Source organism: Labrys sp. HAY1-8F (assembly GCF_056754975.1).
Genome location: NZ_JBPGWZ010000002.1, coordinates 2,008,643 through 2,028,975, shown reverse-complemented (window position 1 = coordinate 2,028,975; position 20,333 = coordinate 2,008,643). Strand labels below are relative to the sequence as shown.

Annotated in this window: 18 protein-coding genes; 17 read left to right on the top strand and 1 reads right to left on the bottom strand. The window is 65.1% G+C overall.

Going from position 1 to position 20,333, the window contains the following annotated elements:
* Positions 1–279 (top strand): DUF6460 domain-containing protein, encoded by a 279-nt coding sequence (locus ACR9ZN_RS18415; protein WP_149253881.1) that lies wholly within the window; start codon positions 1–3, stop codon positions 277–279.
* A gap of 30 nt (positions 280–309) precedes the next feature.
* Here ACR9ZN_RS18415 and ACR9ZN_RS18410 read toward each other — a convergent pair whose 3' ends face one another.
* The gene (locus tag ACR9ZN_RS18410) at positions 310–1,095 is read right to left on the bottom strand and encodes an HpcH/HpaI aldolase family protein (protein ID WP_481272847.1); all 786 of its coding nucleotides are present in this window, start codon (positions 1,093–1,095) and stop codon (positions 310–312) included.
* Between the two features lie 113 nt (positions 1,096–1,208).
* On the opposite strand from ACR9ZN_RS18410, the gene ACR9ZN_RS18405 reads away from it, so the two are divergent.
* The 16 genes from ACR9ZN_RS18405 (at position 1,209) to ACR9ZN_RS18330 (ending at position 20,333) form a co-directional block, all read left to right on the top strand.
* A complete protein-coding gene (locus tag ACR9ZN_RS18405) occupies positions 1,209–1,991 on the top strand; it encodes an IclR family transcriptional regulator (RefSeq protein WP_441770252.1) in 783 nt (260 codons plus the stop codon).
* Between the two features lie 135 nt (positions 1,992–2,126).
* Positions 2,127–3,047, top strand: a complete 921-nt coding sequence (locus ACR9ZN_RS18400) for a cupin domain-containing protein (protein ID WP_481272846.1) — start codon at positions 2,127–2,129, stop codon at positions 3,045–3,047.
* Positions 3,048–3,194: 147 nt separating this feature from the next.
* Positions 3,195–4,142 carry a DUF6282 family protein gene (locus ACR9ZN_RS18395; RefSeq protein WP_454815646.1) on the top strand — a complete coding sequence of 316 codons (948 nt, stop codon included), beginning with the start codon at positions 3,195–3,197 and terminating at the stop codon, positions 4,140–4,142.
* A gap of 169 nt (positions 4,143–4,311) precedes the next feature.
* On the top strand, positions 4,312–5,625 hold the full coding sequence (locus ACR9ZN_RS18390; protein ID WP_481272845.1) for an MFS transporter: 1,314 nt from the start codon (positions 4,312–4,314) through the stop codon (positions 5,623–5,625).
* 82 nt (positions 5,626–5,707) lie between these two features.
* A complete protein-coding gene (locus ACR9ZN_RS18385) occupies positions 5,708–7,066 on the top strand; it encodes an MATE family efflux transporter (protein ID WP_481272844.1) in 1,359 nt (452 codons plus the stop codon).
* A gap of 144 nt (positions 7,067–7,210) precedes the next feature.
* Positions 7,211–8,854, top strand: a complete 1,644-nt coding sequence (locus ACR9ZN_RS18380; RefSeq protein WP_481272843.1) for an ABC transporter ATP-binding protein — start codon at positions 7,211–7,213, stop codon at positions 8,852–8,854.
* Positions 8,851–9,372, top strand: a complete 522-nt coding sequence (locus ACR9ZN_RS18375; RefSeq protein WP_454815638.1) for a MarR family winged helix-turn-helix transcriptional regulator — start codon at positions 8,851–8,853, stop codon at positions 9,370–9,372. Before ACR9ZN_RS18380 ends, ACR9ZN_RS18375 begins: the two co-directional genes overlap by 4 nt.
* Positions 9,369–10,067 (top strand): SDR family NAD(P)-dependent oxidoreductase, encoded by a 699-nt coding sequence (locus ACR9ZN_RS18370; RefSeq protein ID WP_454815636.1) that lies wholly within the window; start codon positions 9,369–9,371, stop codon positions 10,065–10,067. The genes ACR9ZN_RS18375 and ACR9ZN_RS18370 overlap by 4 nt, the downstream gene beginning before the upstream one ends.
* A gap of 1 nt (position 10,068) precedes the next feature.
* Positions 10,069–11,400, top strand: coding sequence for an NAD(P)/FAD-dependent oxidoreductase (locus ACR9ZN_RS18365; RefSeq protein ID WP_454815634.1), 1,332 nt, complete (start codon positions 10,069–10,071; stop codon positions 11,398–11,400).
* Between the two features lie 82 nt (positions 11,401–11,482).
* A complete protein-coding gene (locus ACR9ZN_RS18360; RefSeq protein ID WP_481272842.1) occupies positions 11,483–13,156 on the top strand; it encodes a peptide ABC transporter substrate-binding protein in 1,674 nt (557 codons plus the stop codon).
* 161 nt (positions 13,157–13,317) lie between these two features.
* Positions 13,318–14,268 (top strand): ABC transporter permease, encoded by a 951-nt coding sequence (locus tag ACR9ZN_RS18355; protein ID WP_440726107.1) that lies wholly within the window; start codon positions 13,318–13,320, stop codon positions 14,266–14,268.
* Between the two features lie 11 nt (positions 14,269–14,279).
* A complete protein-coding gene (locus ACR9ZN_RS18350; RefSeq protein ID WP_454815629.1) occupies positions 14,280–15,170 on the top strand; it encodes an ABC transporter permease in 891 nt (296 codons plus the stop codon).
* 9 nt (positions 15,171–15,179) lie between these two features.
* Positions 15,180–16,502, top strand: coding sequence for an NAD(P)/FAD-dependent oxidoreductase (locus ACR9ZN_RS18345; RefSeq protein ID WP_454815627.1), 1,323 nt, complete (start codon positions 15,180–15,182; stop codon positions 16,500–16,502).
* Between the two features lie 285 nt (positions 16,503–16,787).
* Positions 16,788–18,176: a transaminase gene (locus ACR9ZN_RS18340; protein WP_481272841.1), complete on the top strand. Its 1,389-nt coding sequence runs from the start codon at positions 16,788–16,790 to the stop codon at positions 18,174–18,176.
* The gene (locus ACR9ZN_RS18335) at positions 18,176–19,564 is read left to right on the top strand and encodes a glutamine synthetase family protein (RefSeq protein WP_481272840.1); all 1,389 of its coding nucleotides are present in this window, start codon (positions 18,176–18,178) and stop codon (positions 19,562–19,564) included. Before ACR9ZN_RS18340 ends, ACR9ZN_RS18335 begins: the two co-directional genes overlap by 1 nt.
* Position 19,565: 1 nt before the next feature.
* Entirely contained in the window at positions 19,566–20,333 is a 768-nt protein-coding gene (locus tag ACR9ZN_RS18330; protein WP_481272839.1) for an SDR family NAD(P)-dependent oxidoreductase, read from the top strand.

Here is a 20,333-nt window from a genome sequence, read left to right as displayed (position 1 = left end):
ATGGCTGGGCTGGAGAAGTTCATGGGCGGCTCGGTGATGGGCACGATTATCAAGCTGGTGGTGGTTTCCGTCGCCGTGGGCCTCGTGCTGGCCTGGCTCGACCTCACCCCCTGGGAACTCCTTGCCAGGCTTCGGCACTTCCTCGAGCGCCTGTCGGCGCAGGGCTTCGGCATGATCAAGGACCTGTTCGGCTATTTCCTGCTCGGAGCGGTGATCGTGGTTCCGATCTGGCTCGTGCTGCGCCTCTTGAAATCCGCCCCCTCCGGCGGGCGCAAATAGAGTTGCGAGGGCCGTTGCCGCCGCGTGCCGTTACGCGGCGAATTCCTTGGAAAAGCTATTCAGGCTTTCGGCCGCTGCCTTGCGCATGAAGGCCTGGTCGGAGGCCATGATGAAGGCGGAGGCACCGAGGGCATGGTAGCGCCTCGCTTCGGCCGCGCTGGCCACCATCATGCAGACGGGCTTGCCGGCCCGTCCGGCCGCAGTGCAGATCGTCTCGACGGCGGCTTGGACGGCAGGCGCGTCGGTGCTCTCAGCCTGCAGCGCCACCGTAAGATCGCCCCGTCCGATGAAGACGGCATCCAGGCCCTCTGTGGCCAGGATGGCGTCGATCTCCGCCAGCGCTTCCGGGTCCTCGATCATCGCGATGAGACTGACATGTGCGTCCTGTCGATCGACATGCTGCCACATGCCGAGGCCTCCATAGCGCCCGGCGCGCGGCGAATTGGAAAAGCCCCGCCGGCCACCGCGATAGCGGCAGGCCTCGGCGGCTTCCCGGGCCTTGGCCGCGGAGGAGATGTGCGGGACGAGGACCCCTGCCGCTCCGTCGTCCAGCGCGCCGAGGATGCGGCTGATCTCGGGCACGCGGACGATCGCGGCGGTGCCGGCTGCGCGCGCTGCCAGCAGCACCAGTTCCGTCTGGCCACGGTCGAAAGGGGCATGTTCCTCGTCCACGACAACGAAGTCGAAACCGAGATCGCCGAGGATTTCGGTTGCATGGACGGTCGGTGTCTTGATGAACGATCCGAGGAGGGGTTTTTGCGAAAGCAGGCGCTGGCGGAAATTGTCTGCGGGGTGTGACAGGCTGTTGGCAGGCATGGAATTGTTTTCTCTTGTTTCGTTAGTCGAAACGTCGTTTCTATAATCAGGTTCAACTCAAAGGGCGCCCATGTCAATGGGCAGATGTGCCCTTCCTCGTGAGGGAATGAAGAATGCCTCGTGTTAGCGGCCCTGGTGGCGACGGCGTGCAGGCGGTGGTTCTGGCCATGCGCATCCTGGAATTGCTGGCGGAGGAGGGGCGGCCCATGGGCGTGTCGGCGATGGCCGTCGCGCTGGAAACCACCAAGAGCCGGATCTGGCGCTATCTGCAGACGCTGGTGCAGCACGGCTACGTCGTCCAGCTGCCGGAGACCGAGCGCTACCAACTCGGCAGTCGTCTGATCAAGCTGGGGCGGGCCGTGGGGGAGGGGCGCGATATCGTCTCGGCCAGCGCGCGGGCCCTGCGGGAATTGCGCGACAGTCTCGGCCATTCCGCAGTGATTGCCCAGCTGGAAGCGGATGGGGTGCGTGTACTCACCACCGTTCCGGGCAAATCCACAGTCGAGATCGGCGTCCGGCCGGGATCTCTGCTCGATTTTCACAGTTCGGCCCAGGGCAAGATCGCCCTGGCCTTCGGCAATGATGCCTTGCGGGCCACCGTGTTCGGCATGCGCTTGGAGCGCCGTACGCAGGCGACGATCGTCACGCCCGGCGGCCTGCGCAAGGAGATCGAGCGCGTGCGCCAGGCCGGCTGGGCCACCGCACCGAACGAGATCCTGATCGGCCTGAATGCGCTGGCAGCACCCGTCTTCGATGCCGCCGGCTCCCTGGTGGGCACGCTGGCGATCGTCGACTCCGTGCAGTTCATTACCGAAACGCCCACCGCCGAACAGATCGAGCGAACGGTCAGGGCCGCAAAGCAGGTTTCCGAAGCGTTGGGCTACGTGCTCGATTGACGGCCGTTGGTGGCCCTCTTGACAAGGGAGAACTTTGTCTCAAAAATAAATAGAACGTCGTTTCAACTAACGAAACAATGAGAGCGAGTCGATCGATGCAGCGTAAAGTGCGTCGGGTCCCGCTGGGAGGTTGCCATGTATGACGCTTCGGATCCGCGTTCGACGCTGGCATCGGTCCACGCCTCGCCGGCGGCGACCGAGTTCGCCGGTGCCGATTGCGGCAAGTTCTACGAGGCCGCGCCCCAGGAGGACGATGCCAATGGCCGCAGCTGGCTCATCCGCAGCCAGCATTGCGTGGTTGCCTACACGGAAGCGCGAGACGGCGCCTGCTTCCGCCGCGCCGCACAGGCCGACGAATATGTGCTCCTGCTGCCCGATGCGGGCGTGAGCGCCGAGGTCGAGACCGCCGACGGCAAGGCGCGCGTGCCGGGCTATTCGATCGCCTTCGTTCCGCCCGGCCCGAGCACGATCCGGATCATGGGATCGGGGGCGGTCGTGCGCTTGTTCACCTCCAGGGCCGAGGATCTCGCGGCCCACTGCGTGAACGCGCCATCCTATGAGACGGCGCATCCCAATGTCGGGCCGTTCCAGTCCTGGCCGCAGGCGGAGGGCGGGGACCAGCTGCATGTCTATTCGCTCGACGTGCCGGACGAGCCGGGGCGGTTCGGGCGCATCTGGCGCGGCTCGACCATGATGGTGAATGTCCTGCCGGTGCAACACGGGCCGCGCGACGTGACCAAGCTCTCGCCGCATCATCATGATGATTTCGAACAGATCTCTCTCGCGCTGGAGGGCGCCTTCACCCATCACCTGCGCTGGCCCTGGACCACGGATCTCAACGCCTGGCGCGACGATCAGCACGAATATTGCGAAGCGCCTTCGGTGATGGTGATCCCGCCGCCGGCCATCCATACCTCCCGCGGCATGCTGGCCGGGGTGAACCAGCTCGTCGACATCTTCTGCCCGCCGCGCCTGGATTTCTCGCTGAAGCCCGGCTGGGTGCTGAACGCCGCCGACTACCCGATGCCGGCCGAGGGTGCGGGCATCCTCTCTTAGCCCATTGATCGCACGGCAGAGCCGGCAGGCCCAAGGCGTTTTGCGATTTGGTGGAATCACCGGGAATCGCAAAGACGCGTCGAAACAAGGAGTTAGAGCAAATAGGCGTTCACTCTTGAACGCGCTTTTCTCTAGGGAGCCAAGACCATGGATGCACTGACCATCGATACCGGATCGACCGGGGATACCCAGCGCATCGACGCGCTGCTCAAAGACGCGATCGATCCTCATGTGCATAGCGGGCCTTCGATCGCGCCGCGCGGCCTCGATCACCTGGAACTGGCCCGCCAGATGTCGGAGGCGGGCTTTGCGGCGGTGGTCACCAAGGACCATGACTATGCCGGCGTGGCGACGGCGGCGTTGATTTCCCGGCATCATTCGGAACTGACGACAAAGGTCTTTTCCGGCATCGTGCTCAACAATGTGGTGGGGGGCATCAACCCCCATGCCGTCGAGCATACGGCGGCGATGGGCGGCAAGGTCGTCTGGATGCCGACCTTGGCCGCCGAGAATCATCTCGAATGGGAGAAGACATCCTCCTGGTCGCATCCGGCCTCGACCCAGAAGATGCGGCCGGCCCGGGCGGTCCCGGTCCTCGACGCCAACAGGCAGGTGCTCGATGAGGTCAAGGACGTCCTGGACGTCATCGCCCGCAACCGCATGGCGCTTGCCAGCGGCCACCTGCATGTCAGCGAGACCTGGATCCTGTTCGAGGAAGCCCAGCGCCGCGGTGTCGAGCGCCTGATTTTCACGCACCCCGAGGACATCGTCGGCGCGAGCCTGGAGGATGTGAAGGGCATCGCCGCCATGGGTGCCTATGTGGAGCATTCGCTCTGCATGTTTCTGGAAGGATCCAAGTTCAAGACCCGCTCGGCGGAGGATCTTCGCCAGCAGATCGAGGCGGCCGGTATCGACCGCACCATCCTGTGTTCGGATCTCGGACAGGTCGGTGTGTTCAGCCCGCTGGAAGGGTTCCGGCGCGGCGTCCGGCTGTGCCTGGAGCTCGGCTATTCCGACGAGGCGATCCGCCGGATGGTTTCGACCAATACGGCGCGTGTGCTCGGCCTGGAGGAACTCGTCCTCCGGGCAGCCTGAGCAGCGCCCCAGGGCAGCGTTCTGCTCCTGTGGCGCCTTCGGGCTCCCGAATGCGGGCGCCTGCGCCGCACCGATCCACGCGTACCGACATAACCGGCCCCACGCTCGCGCCTGCCAACGGAGCTGGACGCGCAGCCTTCAACACAAGGCCGGAAGCAGGGAGGAATGCATGTTCGCCTGGTTTACCAGTCTCGATCGTACCGAGCGCAAGACGCTCTATGCCTGTTTCGGCGGATGGGCCGTCGATGCGCTTGACACCCAGCTCTACAGTTTTCTCATCCCCACTTTGATCGCAGTGTGGGGCATGACGAATGCCGAGGCTGGCTTTCTCGGAACCTCGGCCCTGATCTCCTCCGCCGTCGGGGGTTGGGCGGCCGGCATCCTGAGCGACCGGATCGGGCGCGTGCGCGTCATGAAGCTCGCCATCCTCTGGTTTTCGTTTTTCACCGTGCTGAGCGGTTTTTGCAACTCCTTCGAGCAGTTGCTCGCCGCCCGCATCCTGTCGGGCATCGGCTTCGGCGGCGAATGGGCTGCCGGCTCGGTCCTGATGGGTGAGATCATCCGTTCCGAATATCGCGGCAAGGCGGTGGGAACCGTGCAGAGCGCCTATGCGATCGGCTATGCCATTGCGGCGGTTCTCTCGTCCATCCTGTTCGCGACCCTGCCGGACACGCAGGCCTGGCGCTGGATGTTCTGGCTCGGCGCGGCGCCGGCCATTCTCGTCCTGCTTGCCTTGCGCGGCGTCCCCGAGCCCGCTGTCTTTCTGGCGGCGAGGGAGAAGAGGGTGCAGGCCGGGCAAGCGCCCGCCAGCCCGTTCATGATCTTCCACCGGCGCTATCTCCGCACCACCTGCCTGACCTCGCTCCTGGCCTTCGGCGTGCAGGCGGGCGGCTTTTCCATGGTGATCTGGCTGCCGACCTTCCTGAAGACGGTACGGGAAATCTCCACGGTGGGCGTGGGCTATCACATGTTCGTTCTCACCGTGGGCTCCTTCGTCGGCTATATCGTCGCCGCCTATCTGTGCGACGCCATCGGCCGCCGCCGCAACTTCCTGCTCTTTGCCCTGCTGAACTGGATCTTCATACCGGCCTTCCTTTATTTGCCGGGTGGCGGGGTGGTGATGTTTGCGCTCGATTTCGTGCTCGGCTTTGCCGCTCTGGGAATTTACAGCGCGCTCGGGCCCTATTTCACCGAATTGTTTCCGAACGCCATCCGGGGCAATGGCCAGGGCTTTGCCTATAATTTCGGCCGGGCCGCCGGTGCCTTCTTTCCCACGGTCATCGGCCTGATGACGGCAGGTGGCGTCCTCCTGCTGCGCGATGCCATGGCCGTCACCGCGGTCAGCGCGTATTTCTTCGTGCTCCTCGCCATCGCCCTGCTGCCTGAGACGCGGGGTCGTGAACTCACCGAGGAGATCGAGAAGGACGATGCGGGGCAGGGGGCGCTGCACCTGGCGCAATCGGCTCCCGGAAGCGGTACCTGACCGGAACGGCAATCGGGCTTGGACGGGCACCTTGGAATGACTCTTGATTGAGGCTACCAAGGCGTGAGGAAAATCACCGCCCATGCCCGCCGCTTCGATCGATACTCCCGTCCGTCCCGTTCCCGTCAGCCACCGCATCGTCATCGGCATCGCCGCGCCGATGACCTTGGCGCATCTGTCCACGCCGCTGCTCGGGCTGGTCGACACCGCCGTGATCGGCCAGATCGGCAGCGAGGCCCTGCTCGGGGCGGTGGCTCTCAATGCCCTCCTGTTCGACTTCCTGTTCTGGGGCTTCGGCTTCCTGCGCATGGGCACCGCCGGCCTGACGGCGCAAGCCGTCGGTGCCGACGACAGGCTGGAGCAGCGGGCGGTGTTCCTGCGGGCGCTGGTGATGGCCGCCGTGCTCGGCCTTGCCATGGTGGCACTGCAGCGCGCAATTGCGGCGGTCGCTTTCCCGCTGCTCGGTGCCTCACCCGAGGTGACCCATGCGGCGGAGATCTATTTCGCCATTCGCATCTGGTCCGCGCCCTTCGCCTTTGCCAATTATGCCGTGCTCGGCTGGCTGATCGGGCTGGGCCGGACCACCACCGGCCTGTTCCTGCAGATCGGCATCAACCTCGTCAACATCCTGCTCTGTGTCGTGTTCACGCTGGCGATGGGCTGGGGCGTTGCGGGTACGGCCTGGGCCACCACCCTGGCGGAGACGGCCGGCGTCGTCGCTGGCCTCGCCGTGGTCGCAGCTCATTTCGGCGGGCGGCTCGGTGTGCCCAGCACCTTGGTCTTCGACAAGGCCAAATTCGTGCGCATGATCGCGATCAACCGTGACATCATGCTGCGCACTTTCGCCTTGCTGGCAGCCTTCGTCTTCTTTGGGCGCCAGGGCGCGCTGGCCGGCGATGTGACGCTGGCTGCCAACGCCATCCTCAACAATTTCTTCCTGGTCGGTGGCTATTTTCTCGATGGCATTGCCACCGCGGCCGAACAGCTCAGCGGGCGCTCGATCGGTGCCAACAACCGGCCGTCCTTCGAAAAGGCCGTGCGCTATTCGGTGATCTGGAGCCTGGCGCTGGCGATCGGCATGTCTGCCCTGCTGTTCGTGGCGGGCGGGGCTTTCATCGATTTCATGACCACCAGCACCTCGGTTCGCGAGCTGGCCCGGCAATTCCTGCCCTATGCCGCCATCACGCCTGTCGCGGGCGCGCTCGCCTTCACCTTCGACGGTGTCTATGTCGGTGCCACCTGGAACGCAGCCATGCGCAACCTGATGGCAGTGGCGCTCGCCTGCTATTTCGGGCTGTGGTGGCTGCTGCAGCCTCTCGGCAATCATGGCTTGTGGCTCGCCTTGATCGGTTTCCTGGTGGCGCGCGGTGCGGGGCAGGGGCTGGCCTATTTCCGCCTGCTGCCAGGTTCGTTCTCCGGCATCCAGACCAAGGCCGCCTGATCGGCCTGCCCCGGATTGCGGCAGCGCGACACCTTCGCTGCCTGAAATTTCTGCTTGGCGCTGCTGACAAAATTAGTTGTAATCGTCCACTATATCGAGGACGGGGTACAAGCACCCCGCCGGTGATTGGGAAGGATGGTCACGATGCTGGTCTCCGACGCCGAGCCGAAAGCCCCGGGCGCGACCATCCTATCGGTGGACAAGCTCACCGTCAGCCTGCCGCGCAACATGGAACGGCCCTACGCCGTCGAGAACATTTCCTTCGAGCTCAAGGCCGGCGAGATCCTCTGCATCATCGGTGAGTCCGGCTCGGGCAAATCCGTTACCGCCAACACGATCATGGGCCTGCTGTCGACATCGCTGACGGTGACGGGCGGGCGCATCCTGTTCAAAAACATGGACCTGCTTGCGGCCCGGGAAGAACAGCTGCGAGACCTGCGGGGCCGGGCTGTCTCGATCATCTTCCAGGATCCGCTCTCGGCGCTCAATCCGCTGATGACCATCGGCGACCAGATCGCCGAGGCGATGGAGGCCCATGGCGTGGGCACGCCGGCCGCGCGGCAGCAAAAGGTCGTCCAACTCCTCGGCGAAGTCGGGCTGCCCAATCCCACTACCATCCGCCATCAATATCCCTTCCGCCTCTCCGGGGGCCAGCGCCAGCGCGTGATGATCGCCATTGCCCTGGCCCTCGATCCGGACGTGCTGATCGCCGATGAGCCGACCACGGCGCTCGACGTTACCACCCAGGCCCAGATCCTTGAGCTCATCCGCAAGATCCAGCGCCGCAAGGGCATGAGCGTGATGTTCATCACCCATGATTTCGGCGTGGTGGCCGAGATCGCCGACCGTGTCGTGGTGATGGAAAAGGGCCGGTTGGTGGAGCAGGGCACGGCTGCCCAGGTTCTGCGTGATCCGCAGCACCCCTATACCAAGACGCTGATTGCGGCCGTGCCGCGCATGGTGGCCGAGGATGCCATCCCTGCCGCACTGCCCCCTGTCATCCTGGAGGCCGATGGGATCAGCAAGACCTACCAGGGCCAGGGGCGCTTCTTCGCCAAGGGCACGCCGGTGCGTGCCGTCGACGATGTCAGTTTCTCTGTCCGGCAAGGTTGCACCCTCGGGCTCGTCGGGGAGTCGGGCTCGGGCAAGTCATCGCTCGGGCGCGTGCTGATGAAGCTGATGGGCAGCGATGGGGGCCGCATCCTGTTCGAAGGGCGGGACATCGCGCCCTTGCGCGAGGATGAGTTCCGGCCGCTGCGTCCGCGCATCCAGATGATCTTCCAGGATCCCTATGCCTCGCTCAATCCCCGCCACACCATCGGGCGCATCCTCACCGTCGGCCCCATGGCGCAGGGCATGGCCGCGGGCAAGGCCAAGGAGAAGGCCGTCGGCCTGCTCGGCCGCGTCGGCCTCGACGCCGGCGCCTATGACCGCTTTCCTCATGAATTCTCCGGCGGCCAGCGCCAGCGCATCGGCATTGCCCGCGCGCTGATGTTCGATCCCGTCCTGTTGATCGCCGACGAGGCGGTCTCGGCGCTCGACGTCTCGATCCAGGCCCAGATCCTGCAATTGCTGGCACGCATCCAGAAGGAGATGCATCTGGCCATGATCTTCATCACCCATGATCTGCGCGTCGCGAGCCAGATCTGCGACGAGGTCGCGGTGATGTTCAAGGGCCGGATCGTCGAGTCCGGGCCGCCGGCGCAGGTCTTCCGCAGGCCGCAGAACGACTACACCAAGCGCCTGGTGGCAGCCATTCCGGGCAGCGAATGGGAGCCTGCCGCATGAAGGAAACACGGGCCAAGCCGCCGACGCTACCCGAGCATATCGACCTCGACGTGCTTGAGGATACGCTGAGCTTCTATATCCGGGTGATCAGCCTGGCCGTGTCGCGCGACCTCGACGAATGGCTCGACGGGCTCGAAGTGGCCAAGGGCACCGGCAAGGTCACCACGTTGCTGCTGGTCGACAGCCATCCCGGCATCCGCCCCTCGGTGATCGCGCATCTGGTGATGAAGGACCGCTCCGCCATGGGGCGGCTGGTCGACCACATGATCGAGCAGGGGCTGCTCACCCGCAGGATCTCGTCCAACGACAGCCGGGCACACGAACTCTACATCACGCCGGCGGGCGCGGAGCTCGCCGCCAAGGTGCGCGTATTGGCGACGGAGCAGTCGAAACGCTTCTTCGACTTCATTCCCGAGCATGAGCAGAGACAGGTGATGGACATCCTGAAGCGGGCCTATTGCCGTTTCGTAGGCATGCCGCCTCGGAACGGTGCCGACAAGGAAGGACAAGTGGCATGAGTGAGCAGAGGGTAGCCCTGATCTCGGGCGCCAATCGGGGCATAGGGCAGGCGGCGGCGGCCGAACTCGCGCGTCGGGGATGGCGGCTCTCACTGGGCATGCGGCATCCGGAGCAACCCGCCTGGGCGGATCCAGACCACGTCCATTTGCAGGCCTATGACGCTGTCGATCCCCAGGCGGAGGCCGATTGGGCCGAGGCGGCCCTGCAGCGTTTCGGGCGCATCGATGCTGTTATTGCCAATGCCGGTATCATGATACCTAAGAACGTCATCGAGGCCGAGGACGAGGACCTGGACGCGATGCTGGCCGTGAACGTCAAGGCGCCGCGGCGTCTAGCCAAGGCAGCCTGGCAGGCGCTGTCCGAAAGCGGGAGCGGGCGGGTGATCGTCATCGCTTCGCTGTCAGGCAAACGGGTCAAATCCTCGCGTGCCGGGCTCTATTCGATCTCCAAATATGCGGCCGTTGCACTGGCGCACGGCATCCGCCATGAGGGCTTCGAGCGCGGCATCCGCGCCACCGCGATCTGCCCGGGCTTCGTCGCCACCGACATGGCCCTCGGCCTGACCGACCGCGCCGCCGAGAAGATGACCTCGCCGCACGATCTCGCCCGCATCATTGCCATGCTGATCGAACTGCCCAACGAAGCCAGCGTCGCCGAATTCACCATCAACTGCCAGCTCGAAGAGTCCTACTGACATGCCCGGCCCCACTGTCATACCCGTTCAAGGCGATGCGACGCTCCCCGCCAAGGTCGATGTCGTCGTCATCGGCGGCGGCATCATCGGCGCCTCGACGGCGCTCGAACTGGCAGAGCGCGGCCTCAAGGTCGCGCTCTGCGAGAAGGGCGGTATCGGCCAGGAGCAGTCGAGCCGCAATTGGGGCTGGGTGCGCATCTCGCGTCGTGACCCGCGTGAAGTGCCGCTGATGGCCGAGGCGCTGAGGATCTGGAAGACGCTCGACCAGCGGGTCGAGGGAGACACCGGCTATACCCGCGCCGGCATCATGTTCACCTGTGAGAACGACAAGGAATATGCCGACCACGAGCGCTGGAACCGCAATCTCGACGGTTACCAGCTCGACTCCCGCATGATCTCGGGCACCGAATACAAGCGGATGTTTCCCGGCACGACCATGGACATCAAGGGCGCTCTGTTTACGGCCGAGGACGGGCGGGCCGAGCCGCAGCGCGCCGCCCCTCTGATCGCCGAGGCCGCCCGGCGCAAGGGTGCTGCCATCCTGACCGAATGCGCCGTGCGCGGCGTGGAGACATCGGGCGGAGCGATCAGCGGCGTCGTTACCGAACGTGGCCCGATCGCCTGCAGCGCCGTCGTCCTGGCCGGCGGAGCCTGGTCGAGCCTGTTCTCGGGCCGTTTCGGCATTCGCCTGCCGCAATTGCAGGTGAAGAACTCGGTCCTGCGCACCAAGCCGCTCGAAGGCGGGCCGGGGCCGGCGATCTGGTCCAACGGCTTCGCCGTGCGCAAGCGTGCCGATGGCGGCTACACCATTGCCTCCGGGCACGAGAACGTCGTCGACATCGTGCCCAACAGCTTCCGCTTCTTCTTCGACTTCCTGCCGGCCCTGCGCAAGGAGTGGCGCTCGCTCAATCTGAGGGTCGGGGGCCGTTTTTTCGAGGAAGCCCGTGTGCCCAAGCAATGGGCGATGGACGAGGTTAGCCCCTTCGAGCGTTGCCGCGTGCTGGATCCAGAGCCGGCGAAGGAATTGACCGACATCGCCCTGGCCAATCTCGCCAAGGCCTTCCCCGTGTTCGCCAAGGCGGAGATCGCCCAGCGCTGGGCCGGCTATATCGACGTCACGCCGGATGCCGTGCCGGTGATCTCACCGGTCGAGGCCATACCCGGCTTTCACATCGCCACTGGTTTTTCCGGCCACGGCTTCGGCATCGGCCCGGCAGCCGGCAAGCTGATGGCTGATCTCGTCACGGGGCGACCGCCCCTGGTCGACCCAGCCAATTTCCGTTTCTCCCGCTTCTCGGATGGATCAAAGATCGAGCTGATCAGCGGGTTCTGAGCCTGCCGGCCCGAGCGAGCCTCGGGCCGGCAACCAACTGCAATAATTATAAAAATATCGTCACTCTCCAGAGGAACCCATCATGTCGAAACAAGAGCGAAACCAGTTTCCCCATCCCAATCGGCGGCAGGCTCTCGGCCTGATGGCAGCAACGGGCGCCTCGGCGCTGCTGATGCCGGCCCTGCTCGGGCGGGAGGAGGCCCTGGCGGCCGGCAAGGACAAGCCGTCGGGCCAGATGGTCATCAGCTTCTCGCAGGAGCCGACCGTCTTCAATCCGCATCTGCTCCACATCGAAGTGGACGAGGGCATCCATTACAGCGTGTTCAATCCGCTGTTCGACGTGGACCCCGAAGGTAAGTTCACGCCCTCCCTCGCCGTAGAGGTGCCGAGCGTGGAGAATGGCGGCATTTCTGCCGACGGTCTCAGCTGGAAGGTGAAACTGCGCGATGGCGTGAAATGGCATGACGGCAAGCCCTTCACGGCCGAGGACGTCAAGTTCACGCTGGAACTGATGGTCGACCCCAACTTCCGCAGCTGGCGGCGCACCGGCCACGAACATGTGCGCGATCTCAAGGTGGTGTCGCCCACCGAGATCACTTGGCGCATGGACAAGCCGTTCGCGCCTTATCCCTCGATCCTCGCCTCCACCTTCATCGTGCCCAAGCACATCCTGGCCGAGGCTGCCGATAAGAATACGGCGCCTTTCAACAATGCGCCCGTCGGCACCGGGCCCTTCAAGTGGAGCAAGCGCGTCGCCGGCGACTATATCGAGCTTGCCGCCAACGAGGATTATTTCGGCGAAGGCCCCTATCTGGAGCGCGTCGTCTACAAATACATCCCTGACATGACGGTGATGTACACCCAGTTCAAGACCGGGGACGTCGATGTCCTGGGCCTGCAATGGATCACGGCCGACCACTACGAGGAAGCCAAGACCCTCGAGGGCAAGGTCGTGGATGTCGTGCCGAATGCGACCATCGAGTCGGTCGGATTCAATATGGAACGCCCGCAGTTCAAGGACCCGGCCGTCCGCAAGGCGCTCTATCACGCGCTGGACAAGAAGACGATCATCGAGGCGCTCTATTACGGCCTGCCTGCCCCGACTGAATCCTACATGCCGCAGCAGTCCTTCTACTACAATCCGGACCTTCCCAAGCAGGACTACGATCCCGAGAAGGCCAAGAAGGTGCTCGACGAGGCTGGCTGGGTGCCCGGCGCCGACGGCATCCGCGCCAAGGACGGTGTGCGCCTGTCCTTCAGCAATTCGACCACGGCCGGCAACCATCTGCGCGAGCAGGTGCAGCAATTCATGCAGCAATCCTTCAAGGACATCGGCGTGGAGATGACGATCTCCAACCTGCCGCCGGCCGTGATGTGGGGCGACTACTGGATGTTGTCGAAATTCGACAGCGTTGTCGTCGGCATCAACTTCATCACCGGGCCGGATCCCGATACCTCGGACTATTTCATGTCGACTTCGAGCGGGGCGAAGGGCGGTAACGGCCAGAACACCTGGCAATATGCCAATCCCGAAGTGGACAAGCTCCTGAAGGAGGCCGGCAACCTTTTCGTGCCGGAGGAGCGCCGCAAGCTCTACTTCAAGATCCAGGAGATCATGCGGACCGACCTGCCCTTCCTGCCGATCTATCAATACGCCACCGTGCGTGGGCGCAAGAAGGGCGTGGAGGGCTTCCTGCCCAACATCAACAACCGCATCGACAGCTGGAACGTCAACACCTGGCGCTGGGCCAAATAGGCCTGCTGCCCCGGGGCAATTGCTTGGATTAGACGAGCTCCGTCCTACCCTCCCTCCTCCGGGGAAGGGGAGTGGGCCGGGGTCTCAACCCGAAGCGATTGCATTGGCCCGCCACCCTGCTGACAGCCGGCCCATAAGGCCGGCCGAGTGGAGACGATCCCATGCTGCGCTATCTCGCTGGCCGGTTGTGGCAGAGCCTCATCCTGCTGCTGCTGGTCTCGGTCATCGGCTTCGCGGTGCTCAATCTGGCGCCGGGTGGACCGCTTTCGCAATACACGCTCACGCCGGGCATGACCAAGGAGGCGCTCGATCGCATCGCCGAGCAGATGGGCCTGAACCGTCCGCTGCCGATCCAGTATCTCGACTGGTTCTGGCGTCTGGTGCAGGGCGATTGGGGCCGCTCCTATCGTGACGGCCAGCCGGTGCTCTCCATCATCGGCGGGCATCTCTTCGCCACGCTGCTGCTGATGGGCTTTTCAACCCTGATTTCCATCGTCATCGGCACCTGGATCGGGGTGATGGGCGCGACGCGCCGCTATTCGCTGTTCGATACGCTGGCGACGGTGGGGGCGATGGTGGCGCTCTCCATTCCCACCTTCTGGTTCGGCCTGGTGGCGATCTACCTCTTCTCGCTGAAGCTGAAATGGCTGCCGGCGGGCAACATGTTCACGGTAGGGGACGGCAGCTTCGCCGACTATGCCATCCATCTCATCATGCCCAGCATCGTGCTGGCCCTGGTGAATGTGGCGGTGTGGAGTCGCTACATGCGCACGGCCACGCTCGACGTGATCAACCAGGATTTCGTGCGCACGGCCAAGGCCAAGGGGCTGAAGCCGCGCCGCGTGCTGGTCAAGCACGTGATCGGCAATGCCCTCCTGCCGATGATCACCCTGGCCGGCCTGCAGATACCCACCATCCTGAGCGGGGCGCTGGTGACGGAAACCGTCTTCACCTGGCCGGGCATGGGCCGGCTGTTCCTCGATAGCCTGGGCTACAGCGACTATCCGGTGATCATGGGGCTTTTGATGTTTTCGGCGATCCTGGTGCTCATCGGCAATCTGATCGCCGACCTGCTCGTCGCCTTCGTCGATCCCCGCATTCGGCTCGGTTAGGGAGAATAGTGATGGCCTCAGCAACCCTTTCCCCCGCATCGCCCTCTCCGAAGCCGCGCTGGTGGCGCAACCGCACGGTACGGCGCTTCTGCCGGCACAGGCTCGCCATGGTGGGCGTAGCGATGATCGTCATCCTGACGGTGGCCTGCATCCTCGGTCCGCGCCTGCTGCCCTATGACGAGCTCTTCATCGATCTGAGAGCTCGTTTCGCGCCGCCCTTCACCGGCTACCATATCTTCGGCACCGATCCCCTCGGCCGTGACCTCGCCGCCCGCCTGTTCATGGCTGGGCGCATCTCGCTGCTGGTCGGCTTCTTCGCCATGCTTCTCAGCACGGCGCTCGGCACGGTCATCGGTGTCACCGCCGGCTATTATGGCGGCTGGGCCGGTTCCGCTTTGATGCGCTTCGTCGATGCCTTCCTGTCCTTTCCGAGCATCTTCCTTCTGTTGACGCTGGCGGCCTTCATCAAGCCGAGCCCCCTGATGATCACCGTGATCATCGCCGTCACCAGCTGGATGGAGGTGGCGCGCATCGTGGAGGCGGAGGTGCGCTCGCTGCGTGAACGCGACTTCGTCCTGGCCGCGCGCATGGTGGGGCTGTCGAACAGCTGGATCATGTTCCGGGAATTGCTGCCCAACGTCATCGGCCCGATCATCGTGGCGGCAACGCTGACGGTGGCCCGTGCCATCCTGCTGGAGGCCTATGTGAGCTTTCTGGGCTATGGCATCCAGCCACCGCTGCCGAGCTGGGGCAACATGCTCAACGGGGCACAGCAATATCTGGCCAATGCGCCCTGGCTCGCCATCGTGCCGGGCGTGGCGATCACGCTCGCCGTCACCAGCTTCAACTTCATCGGCGATGGGTTGCGCGATGCCCTAGATGCCCGAAGCGACCTGAACTGAGGAGTGGCCATGTCGAAATTCTCTCCCTTCGACGCGACGCTCTGGTATGCGACGGCCGCTTCCGCGCCGCAGACCATGCCGCTGACAGGGCGTGTCCAGGCCGACGTCTGCATCGTGGGCGCCGGCTATACCGGCCTCACCACCGCGCTCGAACTGGTGCGCAAGGGCGTCAGTGTGGTGCTGCTGGAGGCCGAGCAAGCCGGTTTCGGCGGGTCCGGCCGCAATGCCGGGCACTGTACGCCGACCTTCACCCATTTCAGCCTGCCCGAATTGCGCCGGCTGCTCGGCGAGCCTTGGGCCGAAAGGCTGATCGCCCGGCAGACCCAGGCCAATGCCCGTGTCAGCGCCATGATCGAGCGCTACCAGATCCAATGCGAGTGGCAGCAGAACGGCTATGTCCAGGCGGCCGCTCGGCCTGGTGCCATCGACGCCATCAAGCGCAAGGTCGAGCAGTACAACGCCGTCGGCGCCCGCACCCGCTTCGTCGACAAGACGGAAGTGGAAGCGATCACCGGCAGCCCGCGTTTCCACGGCGGCTGGTTCCACGGTGAGGCGGGCCATCTCAATCCGCTCGGCTATGCGCGTGGCCTGGCGCGGGCGGTGCAGCAGGAAGGTGGCGTGCTGCATACGGGTTCGAAGGTGACCAACGTCACGCGCGAAGGTACGCGCTGGGTGGCCCACACCGCTGATGGCAGCGTGGTTGTAGACAAGGTGATCTTCACCACCGGCGCCTATACGGTGGAGGGCTGGCCGAAGCTCGACCAGAGCTTCAAGATCATGCGCGTCTTCGTGGCGGCGACACAGCCGCTCAGCGAGGAGGAGCGCCGCTCCGTCCTGCCTGAGAATACTACCATGCATGACGGCCGCGGCGACATCTATGTCTACAAATACAATGCCGAGGGCCGTATCGTCGCCTCGATGTTCCCGATGGGGCGACGCGGGCGTGACCTTGCCTATACGCACCAGGTGATGAGCGATCGCCTGAAATGGCTGCATCCGCAGATCAAGCAGGAGATCCGCTGGGAATATTTCTGGTTCGGCGAGCTCGACATGCAGGCGAGGACCATTCCCCGTCTCTACGGCCTGGCGCCCGGCATCGTCGCCCTTACGGGCCTTTCGGGGCGAGGCGTACCCACCGGCAGCATGCTCGGTGGCATCCTCTCGGAATGGGCGCTGGACGTGCCGGCGCTGGATCTTTCGCTCAAGGTCGAGCCTCTGCACAAGGCGCCCTTCTATATGAGCTTCGGGCCCCAGCTCACGCTGCGCTACTACCGGGCGCGCGACTGGCTGAAGACGCGCATGGACGGCGCGTCCCTGCCGCCGCACGCCTGAGCGGGCGGGCTGGCCGGACGGCTGCCCCCGACTTTCCGTCGTAGATCGCCGAAGAGCGTGACCGGCTGGGTTGCGCCCGAGGGCCGTTCGACCTCCAGGCCGGGCTTTGCTGCGAGCTGTCCGCGGAGGAAATGTCGATCTCACAATTAAAGTGTGATCACAGTATATAAAATTATCCCAAAATTTGTTGACATATCGTCGATTTTTCTGCTGATTGTGATCACAATCAAGCGCGGCATCACTAGGCGATGAGCGGCGCGCCAATCCATCCAGCGGAGGTTTCTCGTGTCCAGCACGCCGATCGACAATGCAGCCATCGAGGCGCGGGTGCGGACCCTGCTGCCGGTGGAACTGCAGCTTTATGCCGAGCGCCGTCCCAAGGCGCAGGCTATGGCCGAGCGTAAGGGCAAGGGCCTCTTCGACAATGTTCCAATGCACTGGATGCTTGATTGGCCGATGCCCTTCCCGATGGTGATCGAGCAGGCGAGCGGCGTGCACCTCACCGACATCGACGGCAATGCAGTGGTCGATCTCTGCCTCGGCGATACCGGCGCCATGTTCGGCCATGGGCCCGAGCCGATCCTGGAGGTGCTCAGGGCCGTCGGTCATCGCGGCCTGACGACGATGCTGCCATCCGCCGATGCCGAGATCGTCGGCGAGCTGCTGGCCGCCCGTTTCGGCCTGCCGCATTGGCAGATCGGCGCCACGGCGAGCGATGCCAATCGCTTCGCCATCCGTGTGGCGCGGGCCGTGACAGGGCGGCGCAAGATCCTGGTCTTCGATGGCTGCTATCACGGCGCCGTCGACGACACGCTGGTCGATCTCGTCAACGGACGCACCTTCTCCCGCCGCAGCCTGCTGGGACAGGTTGTCGATCTCGGCGAGACCACCATCGCCATTCCCTTCAATGACGAGGAGGCGCTGCGTCGGGCTTTGGCTTCGGGCGAGGTCGCCTGCGTGCTGGCCGAGCCGGTGATGACCAATTGCGGCATGATCCTGCCCGCGCCCGGTTTCCACGACACGCTGCGGCGATTGACGCGCGAACATGGCACGCTGCTGCTGATCGACGAGACGCACACGATTTCCACCGGCCTCGGTGGCTACACGATGCTCCACGGCCTGGAGCCGGACCTGATGGTGATGGGCAAGCCCATCGGTGGCGGCGTGCCGGTGAGCGTGTGGGGCATGAGCGCCGCAGTGGCCGAGGGCCTCGACCGCGCGCGGCGCGCGCGCGACAGCCACGGCCATTCCGGCATCGGCACCACTTTGTCCGGCAGTGCGCTGCAGTTGGCCTGCCTCAGGGCCAGCCTCGAAAAGGTGATGACGGCCGAGACCTATGCCACCATGGCCGCGCGAACCGACATCATCGAAGCGGGCCTCATCAAGGCCATAGGGGCGCAGGGGCTGCCCTGGCATGTCACCCGCGTCGGCGCCCGGCTGGAAGTGGTGTTCAGCTCCGAGCCGGTGCGCAACGCGGCTGAGGCCCGGGAAGCCGCCTCCTCGGTCATCGAGGAGGGCCTGCATCTCTCCCTGCTCAATCGCGGCTTCCTGCTCACCCCCTTCCACAACATGATCCTGGTCAGCCCGGCCTTGGCCGAGGCGGAAGCCCGCGCGCTGGTTGCCGCCTATGGCGAGATCCTCGCCCGCTTCTGCCAGGCCGGGGAGGCGGCGTGATGGCCGACGCCCTGTCGACGCGGCCGGCCCAGGCGGCCGATATCGCCGAAGCCGAGGCCTTCCTGGCCGATCACCCCGAGATCGGCGCCTTCGATCTGGTTCTGATCGATATCAACGGCATTGCCCGCGGCAAGATCATCCGGCGCGAGGAATTGCTGCCGCTGTTCCGTGGTGGCCGGCATCTGCCCGGCTCCATTCTCGGCCTCGACGTCACCGGCGCGGATGTCGAGGAAACCGGCCTGGTCTGGTCGGATGGCGATGCCGACAGGCGCGCCTGGCCGATCGCCGGCTCTCTGGTGCCGCTGCCCTGGACCTCGCCGCCGCGCGGCGAGGTGCGCCTGTCGCTGTTCGAGCTCGACGGCTCGCCGATGGCCGCCGACCCTCGTCATGCCCTGGCCGCCCAGCAGGCTCTGCTGCAGGCCGAGGGCAGGCAGCCCGTTGCGGCCTTCGAACTCGAGTTCTATTTGCTCGACCGCGAAACGGCGAATGGCCGGCCTCAGCCGCTCCGCATGCCGCTGACCGGCGAAAGGCTTGATGGCATCCACGTCTACAGCGTCGACGAGCTCGACCGTCTCGAGCCTTTCGTTGACGCGGTCTATCGCGCCGCCGAGGCCCAGGCCTTGCCGGTGCAGACGCTGATCTCCGAATATGCGCCGGGCCAGTTCGAACTGACCCTGCGCCATCGCGAGGATGCGCTGCGCGCCGCCGACGATCTCATCATGCTGAAGCGGCTGCTGCGGGCGCTCGCCGTGCGCCACGGCATGAAGGCCTGCTTCATGGCCAAGCCCTTCGCCGGCCGCGCCGGTTCGGGCATGCACGCCCATGCCAGCCTGACAGGCCGCGACGGTGCCAATCTCTTCGCCGACCGGAATGGGGAGCTTGCGCCGGCCCTGCATCACGCCATCACCGGTCTGCTGGAGACCATGACGGAGAGCATGCTGGTCTTCGCGCCCCACCTCAATTCGTGGCGACGCTTCGCGGCGCAGAGCTATGCGCCGACGGCGCCGAGCTGGGGCGTCAACAACCGGGCCGTCGCCGTGCGCGTTCCCGCGGGCTCGCCGGAAGGCCGGCACCTGGAGCAGCGTGCCGCCGGGGTCGATGCCAATCCTTATCTGGTCGGCGCCGTCGTGCTGGCGGGCATCCGCCGCGGCCTTGCCGCCCAGCGCGATCCGGGGGCCCCGGCCACCGCCTATGCGAGCGCGGCCGACGATGCCCTGCCCGCCGATTGGCGCAGCGCCATCGAGGCGGCGGCAGGCTCCGCCTTCCTGAAGGAAGCGCTGGGCGAGCGCCTTCATCACGTGCTGCTGGCGCTCAAGCGGGCTGAATACCGGCGTTTTGCCGCCGATATCACCGCATTGGAGCTGCAGCTTTATGGAGAGATCGTCTGAGATGGCCAGGCGGAACGTTCTGATTGCCGGCGGCGCCGGTGGAATGGGTCTGGCGACGGCCCTGCGCTTTGCCCAGGATGGCGCGCGCGTGGTCCTGGCGGATCTTCCCGGCCCGCGTCTCGAAGAGGCTCGGGCGAAGGTGGCGGATGCGGGTGCCGAGGTGCTCGCCTTGGCGCTCGACATGCGCTCCGCCCAGGCCTGCCGCGAGGCGGTGGCGAGGGCGACCGAGGCCGACCGTCTCGATGTGCTCGTCAATGCGGCGGGCGTCTGGCTGGAAGGCCCCGCCACCTCGGTCGGTGAGGAGGACTGGGACCGTGTGCTCGACGTCAACCTCAAGGGCGCGTTCTTCCTGATGTCGGCGGCCATTCCCCATCTCGCCGCCTCTCGCGGCGTGATCGTCAACATCGCCTCCGATGCGGGGTTGGTCGGCAACAAGGGCGCGGCCGTCTATTGCGCCTCCAAGGGCGGGCTGGTGCTGCTCAGCAAGGCCCTGGCCCTCGAGCTCGCGCCGCAGGGCATCCGCGTCAATGCGATCTGCCCCGGCGACGTCGCCACGCCAATGATCGAATACCAGGCAGCGACCTATGGCGGCGGCGACCCCGATGCCTATAAGCGCCGCCTGCTCGGCAACTATCCGCAGGGCGAGAGCGCCCGTTTCATCAAGGCCGAAGAGATTGCCGGCCTCATCCATTATCTCTGCCAGCCCGGTGCTGCGCCGATCACCGGCGCCGCCCTCCCAATCGATTTCGGCATTACCGCAGGCTATTGA